Raw genomic sequence first — 10,501 nt, 5'->3', positions numbered from 1 at the left:
CCGCTCACGAACTGTTGCACCGCGCCGGCCAACGCAAACTCATCGGCGGCCAAGAAGACCAGCTCATCGACATCGCCTTAGAGATCAAACGCGAGCGGGAAAACGGCGCCGCGGCAACCCTTTAACCGCCGCTCACCCACGTCAAGATCGATCGATACCGTGCAGACGCGTCGCGCAGGAATCACATCCGGCCGCCGCCCCGAATGGTCCGTGGCGTCAACGAAAGTTCGCCGACCCCACCACAAGTGCCGAGAACTGATCCTTTACGCCCACCTTCATCGAGGTGCCCCCTTCGGGACGATGAACACGCCCTCAGCGGTGACCGTCATTCCCGTGCTGTCGGCGATGTGGCCCGCCGCAAATGTCTTCGCGCCCGAGATGTGCTCGACATACGCGCTCGCCCGCACCAGACCCAACGGCGTTGGGCGTTCGTAACGCAAGCTGAGCGTGCCGGTGTAGGCGGGGCGACCCGGCTGGTGCGCGGTCGCGCCGAGGACGTGATCGAGGATCAAGGCGCAAACCCCGCCGTGGACGTGACCCGGCGGACCCTCGTAAGCAGCACCCAACACCACCTCGGTCCAGACCACGCCATCGGCATCGTGGTTGATGACCAGGGGCGGCGCGATGGGGTTACGTGTCCCAATTGCAACATTGCCCGACACCATGGGCTGTCCGTCGGTGGCCCGGCGGACACCGAATGAACCGGGCATGAGAGCTTCGCTCAATTGCTCGACCGCGCGCTCGACGTGCGCCTTGGCCACCGCGACAACGGGGACATCCACCTCGGTCCGGATGGTCACATCGATGAGCCGACGCACCGATCTCGCCAGGGACTCATACTCTTTCGGGACGCAGTCACCGTTGTCATCAGCTACCACCGATTACTCCTCGGACTCGACGATGGTGCACAATCCACGCACGGGCGGCTGGGTATCGCGACGGCGAACTTACCCGACCGGGACCGCACCACAATCGGCAGCGGACCCGCGGCGGACCGCGACCTCACCAGTCCTGCCATGGAATGATGGTCTGCAGTGGTGTGCTGATCAATGTGTGTGCCTTGGCCTGCGGAGGACTCGCACCGTTCAGCAGGTCGCGTATCCGCCTCGTGGTGCCGATCGGATCGCCGTCAAGATAGAGGATTCGGATACGCAGTGCGCCACGGCTTTCGGCGGGATCGTCCGACCGGAGGCGTAGGGCGTTGTGCTGATGACGGTCAAGGGAAAATGTCCATGCCCCCGCCACGCCCGGGATGTCGAGGAGCTCGGGAATCAACACGCGGTCCTCCCAGCGGTGATGGCCGTGTGTATCAAGGCCAAACGGTTCGGCGAACCTGGTGAGCGTCAGGTGCAAGCCCCGGTTCGGACGGTAGGGAATGACCTCGGGCGCCACCAGCGAAGAGGAGGCTGCGTATCCCTTGACGGGCCGGAAGAACGCCAGCAAGGTCCGGCGCACCCCCGTAATCATGGGACCGCGCCCCCACTCGAACGAGTCCACGCCGAGCTGTTCCCATTCCTGTACCGATCGCTCGACGGGGTCGCGGAACCAGTACATGGCGACATAGTCGGTCTCCGCTTGATCGGCAACGGCGTTTGACTCGGCGCGGCACTCGGCTGTGCGCGCCCATCTGTCTCCCCACGCGACGCCCGGCAGTGCCAGGTTCTCCGGCCGATGGTCGAGTTGATGCCATTCGTTATACCGGCGATGCTGTTCGGGCGCCGCGTCATCCAGCGCGACAAAAGAGAAGAACGTCAGCGGGCAGCCTCTCACGGCTCCCCCGCATCCGGTTCCGGTGCGGTTGCACCTGCAACGCCCGCCGCCAACAATGTGTGTGCGCCAGGATCACCATTGAGGACACGGCTGGTGCGTTTCGTGATCCGCCAGTGCCCCTCGACGCGCCGGAACTCGAAATGGTTTGCCGTTGCGCGCCATACGCGAAAACTCTGGCCGTCTCGGATCAGCACCAACGATTCGGCGACCGCGACCGCCGAATCGCCGGCCACCGTCACGACGCTCGGTCCGATGAAGTGACAGCAGCCATTGCTCACCAGATTTCGATGAGAATCGGAACTCACCATCGCGCGAACATCGTTCTGGCTCTTCATCTGCCAGTCCTCGACGTCATAGATGCCGTCGATCGCCCAAAGTCGCGCGGCGCCATCAGCGTCCCCGGCATCCACGGCCGGGCCGTAGGACGCAATCAACCGAGCGACTTCTCGTTCGTCCTCGATGCGGCGCAGCCGTGTCGTAAGCTCGTCGATCTCGGTCATGACTCGAATCCCTCCTCATCGTTCACCAGATCCCGCAAGGCTGACAACTGCTCGACGTAGTGTGTCGCCGAACGGGAGAGTAGCGAGCATGTCACCGCCGTGGCCCCGGTGTCGCGGAGCTCGTGGAGATGTTCTCGCGTGGGCTCCGGGCGACCGCCGGGGTCCACAGCTCCACGGGTGCCCACCACGATGTCGAAATTTCCGGGAAGCTCGACACGCTCCAACATTGCGTCTATTTCGTCAGCACCGAGGCCGAATGGCATCCACCCGTCGGCCAGCTCCACCGCCCGCCGCAGCGAACGTCGCGTTCTGCCACCCACCCAGATCGGCACTCGCGGTTGAAGGGCGAAAGGTCGCACCACCATTCCCGCATAGGAAAAGAACTTGCCTGCGTATACCGGTTCGGGTTCTGACAGCGACACCCGCAGGGCGCGCAACGCGTCGTCGGCCCGCTCACCTCGAGCTTCGAACGGGGCGCCGAGCAGATCGAATTCGGGGGCCAGTGAGCCCACCCCAACGCCCAGTATCAGGCGGCCACCGCTGAGGCGGTCCAGGGTGCCGTATTTCTTGGCGATGGCCAGCGGGTGATGGTAGCCGAGCACCACCACCGACGTCGCCAACCGTATCTTCATGGTGCGGGCAGCCAGGAAAGCCAACGTGGCCAGCGGATCCCAGTAGATGTCGCCGCGGGTTCCCCGATCGGCCACCGGCACCGCGACATGCTCCGAACACGTCAGAAAGTCGAACCCGAGTCCGTCGGCGGCCGCAGCGATGGTGGCCAGCTCCTCGGCTGACGCGGTCCCCTCCCATCCCCCTGCGACCCCGGGCAGGCCCGTTACGACGGGGGTGGCCAGTCCGAGGCGCATTATGTCTGGCCCAGAAGTTCCTGGACTGTTTGATGCGCCCCCAGGACAATCGCAGCGCGCTCCGGTCCGCTGCCCCGGTGCACTGCCGTAGCGTTGCCGCCAGCGATGAACACCGGGCCATTGGCCAGATTCTCGAGCCCCTCGCGGGCCACGTCAGCGGGTTCGGAGACATTGAGTCCCGGCACGTCGAAGTTCAGCCCGATCCGCTCCATGGCGGGTGTGCGGGTCACGCCGAGGACGAGTTCAAGCACGTCGACACCGAATTCACGGAGCTCTAGCCAAAGACTCTCCGCGAAAAGACGACTGAACGCCTTGACGCCCGTGTAGACCGACTGGCGCATCGAACCGTGCGTGGCCGCTATCGAGCCGGTTAACAAGATGCCGCCTCGACCACGCGCACGCATCGGCCGCGCATAATGTTGTACCAATTCGAGCATCCGCGTCACGTTGAGGTCGATCACTCGAGAAAAATCGGAAAGCTCGGCGTCGAGGAACGGTTCACTGCACGTATTGGCACCGGCGTTGTAGATCAGCAGGCCGACCTCGAGATCGGCGGTTTCGGCGAAGATCGCCGAAATAGCTTCCGAATCAAGGAGATCGACGGCCAGCGTACGGACGTCAGCTCCGGCCTCGCGGCACTGCCGCGCGGTGTCCTGCAACGGTCCCGGCTTGCGGGCGATCAGGACCAGGTTGAATCCCTTGGCCGCCAACTGTTTGGCGAACTCGGCACCGGCCCCTTCCGAACCGCCGGCGATTACCGCCCACGGGCCATATTTACTGATGTTCGTCATCCTCATCCTTATCGTTGCGTGGCGCCCGCGTCCACGGGCAAGGTCACCGACGTGATGTAGCGCGCCTCGTCGGACGCCAGGAATAACGCCGCATTGGCCACGTCGACCGGATCAATCCACGCGACGGGAAGCATGTTCATGTTCCGTGCCGCCTCAGCGAACTCGGCACGCGTCGGCGGCCGGTCCAAGTCGGGACGAAACGCGCTCCGCACCACGTCGTTCTGGATCAGCGGGGTGTCGACGTTGGTGGGATGTACGCAGTTCACCCGGACATTGTGTGGGGCAAGCTCTTTGGCCATGCTCTGCATCAGACCTACCACGCCGTGCTTGGCCGCGGTGTAGTGCGCCACGCCGACGAGACCGCGTAACCCGGCAATGGAATTGGTGAGGATCATCGCGCCCGCCCCGCGCGCGATCAGGTGCGGCGCGCCCGCGCGACACGTATGCCAGACCCCCGTGAGGTTGACGTCCAGCATGGTGCGCCAAGCGTTTTCGTCCAGATCGAGCGCCAGCCCGCGTGACGTGATGCCGGCGGTCGCGCATACCACGTCCAGCCCACCGAATATCCGTGCGCCGCGGTCGGTGGCGGCCTCGACGCCCGTGAGATCACGCACGTCGACACTTTCCGTGTGCACGCGCCCACCGGCCTGGGCGACCAACGAGGCCGTCCGGTCGAGATCGGGCACTGTGGCGTGCGGGACCGCCACGGTGTCGATCGGTCCGCAGACATCGAGCGCGACGATATCGGCGCCCTCCTGTGCAAACCGCACCGCCTGTGCACGTCCGATCCCCCGCGCTGCACCGGTGATCAGAGCGACCTTGCCCTCCAGGCGTTTACTCATGAGGCGCTAGAACTCGACGCGGACGTCGTTGCTGACCGGGCGAGCCTGGCAGCACAGGATCAAGCCCTCGGCGCGCTCTTCGGGTCCCAGGATTTCGCAACTGGCCATGTCCACCTCACCGGAAACGACGGTGGCGACGCAGGAACCACAATGGCCCTCACGGCACGAGTGTGGCACCTGGATTCCCGCGTCCAGCATCGTATCGACGAGAGACTTGCCGCGCGGCCACCGCAAACGGTGGACCTCGCCATCCAAGTCCACTTCGACGGCGGCGGGTTCCAGCTCGGAGCGAACGGCGGCGTCACGTCCTCCGACTTCTGGCATGCCGCGATTCTGCCCGGCGCCCGGCCCGTCAGGGGTTGCCTTTCCGGTGGTTGGGAAATGGCCATTCCGGAGTCCGGTCACCGGGACACTGCAACTGACTGCGGCCGGCAAGATTTACCGTAGGCATTTGTGAAAAGTGGTAGTGATAGGCGCGTCGTCGCGGAGATAGATGCCGTGGTCGTCGGTGCCGGCTTCGCGGGTCTCTATGCGCTGCACAGGCTGCGGTCCGACGGGCTGACGGTCCGGGTCTTCGAAGCCGGGCCCGACGTCGGCGGTACCTGGTACTTCAACCGGTACCCCGGTGCCCGATGCGACGTGGAGAGCGTGGACTATTGCTACTCGTTCTCCGACGAGTTGCAGCAGGAATGGAACTGGTCCGAGAAATATGCCACCCAGACCGAGATCCTGGCGTACATCAACTGGGTTGCCGACCGGTTGGATCTGCGCCGCGACATCACTCTGAACGCCCGGGTCACGTCCGCGGTGCTCGATGCGCAGAGCCTGCGTTGGACGGTCACCACCGAGACGGGTGAACAGGTGACCGCCCGGTTCTGCCTGATGGCCACGGGTCCACTGTCGGCAGCGATGACCCCTTCGTTCCCGGGGCTGGACACCTTCGCCGGGCAGGTCTGCCACACCGCCGCGTGGCCGCACGAGCCGGTGGATTTCACCGGCAAACGCGTCGCGGTCATCGGCACTGGTTCCTCCGGCATCCAGTCGATCCCGATCATCGCGGAGGACGCGGCACAACTTTATGTCTTCCAGCGCACCCCGAACTACAGTGTCCCCGCCGGCAATCGCCCGCTCACCGAGGAAGATCGCGCCGAGGTGAAAAACAAATACCCGGAGCGGCGGCGAGCGTCGTGGCGCAGCTCGGGCGGCTCGCCCCACGTCGCGCATCCCAAGCTGACGATGGAGGTTACGCCCGAGGAAAGGCGTGCTGCGTTCGAGAAGCGCTGGGACTTGGGCGGTGTGTTGTTCTCCAAGACGTTCTCCGACCAGATGGTCGACCCGGCCGCCAACGAGGAAGCCCGCAAATTCTACGAGGAGAAGGTCCGCGCGCTCATCGATGACCCCGCGGTGGCCGATCTGCTGATCCCCAACGACCACCCGATCGGTACCAAGCGAATCTGTACCGATACCAACTACTTTCAAACATTCAACCGCCCGAACGTGGAATTGGTCAGTGTTCGCCGAACGCCGATCGTCTCCGTCGACGCCACCGGGATCAACACCAGCGACGCCCACTACGACCTGGACATGATCGTGCTCGCGACCGGTTTCGACGCGATGACCGGCGCACTGGCCAAGGTCGACATCGTCGGCCGGGACGGCAAGCGGCTGCGCGACTACTGGGCCGACGGACCACGCACTTACCTCGGTTTAGGCGTCGACGGGTTCCCCAACCTCTTCGTGGTGTGCGGCCCGGGGGCGCCAGCGGTACTGGCGAACATGGTGCTACATGCAGAGGCGCACGTGAACTGGATCGCCGACTGCATCGCCTACCTCAACACCCACGGCCACACCGCGATCGAGGCGACCCCGGACGCAGTCGACGACTGGGTCGCCGAGTGTGCCCGCCGGGCCGACGCCACGCTGTTCACCAAGGCCAACTCGTGGTACCTGGGCGCTAACGTCCCCGGCAAGCCCCGCGTGTTCATGCTTTTCATCGGCGGGTTCGGGGTCTATCTCGATATCTGCAACGCGGTCGCCGAGGCCGGGTACAAGGGGTTCTCGCTCATCAAGGGATCGTGATGCCGGGTCTGCGCGGTCGCGTGGCCTTGGTAACCGGGGCCGCCCGAGGCAGCGGTCGCTGCCACTGCGAGCGCTTCGCCGAGGAGGGCGCCGACGTCATCGCGCTGGATGCGCCCGAGGCGGCCGACGACCTCGAGCAGACCGCGGCTGCCGTCATCCGGCGAGGCGCGCGCGCCGCGACGGGGCTGGCCGACGTCAGCGACTTAGGCGCGATGAAGGCTGCAGTCGGTACGGCCGCCGCCGAACTCGGTCGCATCGACGTGGTTGTCGCCAACGCGGGAACTCACCCGGCGGGCGCCCCCAGCTGGGAGATCACCGCTCAGAGCTGGCGACAGACGCTGGACATCAATCTCACCGGCGTCTGGCATACCGTCAAGGCGGGCGTGCCCCACATGGGCCAGCAGGGCGGCTCAGTCGTGATTATCAGCTCCACCAACGGCATTCGCGGCACGGCCGACACCGCCCATTACACCGCCAGCAAGCACGCGGTGGTGGGACTGGCCCGCACCCTTGCCAACGAGCTCGGACCAAGACGCATTCGCGTCAACACCGTTCACCCCGGGGCCGTCGGAACCAAGATGGTGCTCAACGAGGCAACGTTCCGGCGTCTGCGGCCCGATTTGGACAACCCGACGGCAGACGATGTCGCCGAGGTACTCGCCGCTCGTCACCTACTTCCGGTCCCGTGGATCGAGCCCGTCGACGTCAGCAACGTCGTCGTTTTCCTCGCCTCGGATCAGGCGCGCTACATCACCGGCACCCAGATCGTGGTCGACGCCGGCCTACTGGCGAAAGCTTAGAAAGAGGCCCCATGGGCGTTCACGCCGTCACCGGATCCGCTTCGGGTAAGGGCCGTGCCGTCGGGGACAAACTTCGGGAAGCGGGCCACCGCGTAAAAAAGGGCCGGCGACCCGCGTGTGCGGCGGCGGGCAATGCGAAAGTTGTTGTTGTCGCGAGCAATTCCGCGACCACGATGCCGGCCGTGCCGAAGCGTGCCGTGCGTGCGCTGTTGGACCGCGACGGGGCGGTACGAATGTTTCGCCCGGTTTCGTTGACAACCACCCCCTCGCCGAGTTATGACCCAATTTCGTCCGCTGATCGGGATCAGCGGCGAGTCGGCGTCTGGACTGCGGTAAACCATTCAGTAAGCCCACACACGTAAGGACGAAGAAATGAGCGAGCGGGTACTTGACCGGGTCGTCGAGATGGCCGACCAATTGCGCGAGCAGGCGCCCATGGCCGAGCAAATCGGCCGGCTTACCGACGAAACCGTCAAGAACATGAAGGCTGCCGGTTTGATCCGGCTGCTGCAGACCAAGCAATACCAGGGCTTCGAGGTCCACCCCCGCGAGTTCGCCGAGACGACGATGGCCACCGCGGCGCTGGACCCGGCGGCCGGCTGGATCGTCGGCGTGGTGGGCGTGCACCCCTACCAGTTGGCCTACGCGGACCCGAAGGTCGCCGCCGAGATCTGGGCCGACGACGTCGACACCTGGATGGCCTCGCCGTACGCGCCGCAGGGTGTGGCCAAGCCCATCGACGGCGGCTATATCTTCAACGGCCGCTGGCAGTTCAGCTCGGGCACCGACCACTGCGACTGGATCATTTTGGGCGCCATGCTCGGCGACGAGAAGGGCATCCCGCTGATGCCGCCCCAGATGCTGCACATGATCCTGCCGCGCAAGGACTACGAGATCGTCGACGACTCGTGGAATGTGGTGGGGTTGCGCGGAACCGGCTCCAAGGACGTCATCGTCAAGGACGCGTTCGTGCCGAGCTACCGGACCATGGACGCCACCAAGGTGATGGACGGCACGGCGCAGCGCGAGGCCGGCATGACCGAGCCGCTGTACCTGATGCCGTGGTCGACCATGTTCCCCTTGGGCATCTCCGCCGCGACGATCGGCATCGCCGAAGGCGCGCTGGCCGCGCACCTGGATTATCAGCGCGAACGCGTCGGCGCGACCGGGACCGCGATCAAGGACGACCCCTACGTCATGCACGCGATCGGCGAGGCGGCCGCCGATATCAACGCCGCCCGCCAGGAACTGCTTGCCAACGCGGACCGCATCTACGACATGGTCGCCGCCGGTAAGGAGGTGTCGTTCGCGGACCGGGCGGCCGGCCGGCGCACGCAGGTGCGCGCGGTCTGGCGCGCGGTGTCCGCGGTCGACGAGATCTTCGCCCGCTCGGGCGGCAACGCGTCGCGCATGGACAAACCGTTGCAGCGCTACTGGCGCGACGTCCATGTCGGTCAAATGCACGCGATCCATGTCCCGGGCACCATCTACCACGCGGCCGCATTGAGTTCCCTTGGCGTCGATCCGCCGCAAGGCCCGCTGCGGGCGCTGATCTAGGAGAACGCGGAAGTGACTGACTTGAAAAGCCTCGGCTATATCACCATTTCGACCAACGACATCGACCGCTGGCGGCAGTTCGCCTTCGGCGTGCTGGGATTCGCCGAAGGGAAGGGCCCCGACCCGTCAGCCCTGTACCTGCGGATGGACGAGCGGGCGGCCCGGCTCATCGTGGTGCCCGGTGACACCGACCGGGTGCTGACCGTCGGCTGGGAGGTGCGCGACCACCCGGCCCTGCAGCGCGTGCAGGCCGCGCTGGACGGGGCCGGCGTGGCGTACAAACAGCTCTCCCCCGACGAGGCCGAGGCGCGCCGCGTCGAAGAGGTGATCACCTTCGAGGATCCCGCCGGCACCACGCTGGAGGTGTTCCACGGCGCGGTGCTCGACCACAGCCCGGTCATCACTCCGTTCGGCGCGAAGTTCGTCACCGGAGATCAGGGCATGGGCCATGTGGTGGTGCCGGCCACCGACCCCAGCGGCCTGTTCGACTTCTACACCGAGGTACTGGGGTTCCGCGCCCGCGGCGCGTTCCGGGTGCCGCTGCCGAAAGAGTTTGGCCCGGTGCGGGTTCGGTTCCTGGGCATCAACGAACGCCACCACAGCCTGGCGATCGTCCCGGCCGCACACCAGCGCGACCCACGCCTGGTCCACATCATGGTGGAGGTCGACACCCTGGACGCCGTCGGACAGGCGCTGGACCGGGTCAACGCCGAGGGCTTCCAGCTGTCCTCTACGCTCGGCCGGCACACCAACGACAAGATGGTCTCGTTCTACGTCCGCGCACCCGGTGACTGGGACATCGAATTCGGCACCGAGGGGATGCGGGTCGACGAAACCTATTACACCGCAGAGGAAATCACCGCCGACAGCTACTGGGGCCACCAGTGGGTCGGCGAAATGCCTGCGGCCATGCGAATGTGACGGCCATGTCGCCGGCGCGCAGTGAAGGCTCGTGCGTCACACAGTTCGGTTATTTGGCACAGCGGCATATCCCTCTTCCCGCTGACGGAAGTGGCAGAAGGGACTTCGAAGACACATGACCGAATCGGACGTGACGCCGCTCGCGGCGTCGTCGATCACCTCGTGGGATGACGAGGCCGACGTCGTCATCGCCGGCTACGGCGTCGGCGGGGGGGGGGCGGGGGGGGGGGGGGGGCCCGGCCGGGGGGGGCGGGGGGGGGGGGGGGGGGCCGCGCCGGGGGGGGGGGGGGGGGGGGGGGGGGGGGGGGGCGGGGGGGGGGGGGGGGGCGGGGGGGGGGGCGGCGCCCCGCGGGGGGGGGGGGGGGGGGGGGGGGG

The 10,501-nt window shown here is 66.1% G+C and carries 11 protein-coding genes and 2 pseudogenes; 6 read left to right on the top strand and 7 right to left on the bottom strand.

Annotated features, from left to right (window positions below; all coding sequences use genetic code 11):
* Window positions 1–125, top strand: a pseudogene (locus tag A5732_RS11320) (4-hydroxy-2-oxovalerate aldolase); the annotation flags it as partial.
* Window positions 126–275: 150 nt separating this feature from the next.
* Here A5732_RS11320 and A5732_RS11315 read toward each other — a convergent pair.
* The 7 genes from A5732_RS11315 to A5732_RS11285 all read right to left on the bottom strand — a co-directional run bounded on the left by A5732_RS11315 (window position 276) and on the right by A5732_RS11285 (window position 5,093).
* Entirely contained in the window at window positions 276–878 is a 603-nt protein-coding gene (locus A5732_RS11315; RefSeq protein WP_076053512.1) for a PaaI family thioesterase, read from the bottom strand.
* Between the two features lie 124 nt (window positions 879–1,002).
* The gene (locus A5732_RS11310; RefSeq protein ID WP_076102230.1) at window positions 1,003–1,770 is read right to left on the bottom strand and encodes a hypothetical protein; all 768 of its coding nucleotides are present in this window, start codon (window positions 1,768–1,770) and stop codon (window positions 1,003–1,005) included.
* Window positions 1,767–2,270, bottom strand: a complete 504-nt coding sequence (locus A5732_RS11305) for a nuclear transport factor 2 family protein (RefSeq protein ID WP_076053516.1) — start codon at window positions 2,268–2,270, stop codon at window positions 1,767–1,769. Before A5732_RS11305 ends, A5732_RS11310 begins: the two co-directional genes overlap by 4 nt.
* Window positions 2,267–3,136: an LLM class F420-dependent oxidoreductase gene (locus tag A5732_RS11300; protein WP_076053519.1), complete on the bottom strand. Its 870-nt coding sequence runs from the start codon at window positions 3,134–3,136 to the stop codon at window positions 2,267–2,269. The genes A5732_RS11305 and A5732_RS11300 overlap by 4 nt, the downstream gene beginning before the upstream one ends.
* The gene (locus A5732_RS11295; protein ID WP_076102231.1) at window positions 3,136–3,927 is read right to left on the bottom strand and encodes an SDR family NAD(P)-dependent oxidoreductase; all 792 of its coding nucleotides are present in this window, start codon (window positions 3,925–3,927) and stop codon (window positions 3,136–3,138) included. The genes A5732_RS11300 and A5732_RS11295 overlap by 1 nt, the downstream gene beginning before the upstream one ends.
* 8 nt (window positions 3,928–3,935) lie before the next feature.
* The gene (locus A5732_RS11290) at window positions 3,936–4,769 is read right to left on the bottom strand and encodes a mycofactocin-coupled SDR family oxidoreductase (RefSeq protein ID WP_076102229.1); all 834 of its coding nucleotides are present in this window, start codon (window positions 4,767–4,769) and stop codon (window positions 3,936–3,938) included.
* Between the two features lie 6 nt (window positions 4,770–4,775).
* Window positions 4,776–5,093: a 2Fe-2S iron-sulfur cluster-binding protein gene (locus tag A5732_RS11285; protein ID WP_076053522.1), complete on the bottom strand. Its 318-nt coding sequence runs from the start codon at window positions 5,091–5,093 to the stop codon at window positions 4,776–4,778.
* 129 nt (window positions 5,094–5,222) lie between these two features.
* On the opposite strand from A5732_RS11285, the gene A5732_RS11280 reads away from it, so the two are divergent.
* The 5 genes and pseudogenes from A5732_RS11280 (at window position 5,223) to bphC (ending at window position 10,126) form a co-directional block, all read left to right on the top strand.
* Window positions 5,223–6,848 carry a flavin-containing monooxygenase gene (locus tag A5732_RS11280; protein ID WP_076053525.1) on the top strand — a complete coding sequence of 542 codons (1,626 nt, stop codon included), beginning with the start codon at window positions 5,223–5,225 and terminating at the stop codon, window positions 6,846–6,848.
* Window positions 6,848–7,648, top strand: a complete 801-nt coding sequence (locus A5732_RS11275; protein WP_076102228.1) for a mycofactocin-coupled SDR family oxidoreductase — start codon at window positions 6,848–6,850, stop codon at window positions 7,646–7,648. Before A5732_RS11280 ends, A5732_RS11275 begins: the two co-directional genes overlap by 1 nt.
* A gap of 11 nt (window positions 7,649–7,659) precedes the next feature.
* Window positions 7,660–7,905, top strand: a pseudogene (locus A5732_RS27600) (SDR family oxidoreductase); the annotation flags it as partial.
* Between the two features lie 115 nt (window positions 7,906–8,020).
* Window positions 8,021–9,205, top strand: a complete 1,185-nt coding sequence (locus A5732_RS11270) for an acyl-CoA dehydrogenase family protein (RefSeq protein ID WP_076053530.1) — start codon at window positions 8,021–8,023, stop codon at window positions 9,203–9,205.
* Window positions 9,206–9,217: 12 nt separating this feature from the next.
* Window positions 9,218–10,126, top strand: coding sequence for a biphenyl-2,3-diol 1,2-dioxygenase (gene bphC / locus A5732_RS11265; RefSeq protein ID WP_076053532.1), 909 nt, complete (start codon window positions 9,218–9,220; stop codon window positions 10,124–10,126).
* Window positions 10,127–10,501 lie beyond the last annotated feature (375 nt).

It is taken from the genome of Mycobacterium colombiense (genome assembly GCF_001953985.1).
GTDB classification, from domain to species: Bacteria; Actinomycetota; Actinomycetes; order Mycobacteriales; family Mycobacteriaceae; genus Mycobacterium; species Mycobacterium colombiense_B.
Note: the sequence above shows the minus strand (reverse complement) of the source record. Positions and strands in the feature narration are given on the sequence as shown.

Bases quoted from the DNA above. Each gene is read 5' to 3' on its own strand.
- A5732_RS11305 (WP_076053516.1), bottom strand. From the start codon at position 2,270: ATGACCGAGATCGACGAGCTTACGACACGGCTGCGCCGCATCGAGGAC.
- A5732_RS11295 (WP_076102231.1), bottom strand. From the start codon at position 3,927: ATGACGAACATCAGTAAATATGGCCCGTGGGCGGTAATCGCCGGCGGT.
- A5732_RS11300 (WP_076053519.1), bottom strand. From the start codon at position 3,136: ATGCGCCTCGGACTGGCCACCCCCGTCGTAACGGGCCTGCCCGGGGTC.
- A5732_RS11290 (WP_076102229.1), bottom strand. From the start codon at position 4,769: ATGAGTAAACGCCTGGAGGGCAAGGTCGCTCTGATCACCGGTGCAGCG.
- A5732_RS11285 (WP_076053522.1), bottom strand. From the start codon at position 5,093: ATGCCAGAAGTCGGAGGACGTGACGCCGCCGTTCGCTCCGAGCTGGAA.
- A5732_RS11270 (WP_076053530.1), top strand. From the start codon at position 8,021: ATGAGCGAGCGGGTACTTGACCGGGTCGTCGAGATGGCCGACCAATTG.
- A5732_RS11275 (WP_076102228.1), top strand. From the start codon at position 6,848: ATGCCGGGTCTGCGCGGTCGCGTGGCCTTGGTAACCGGGGCCGCCCGA.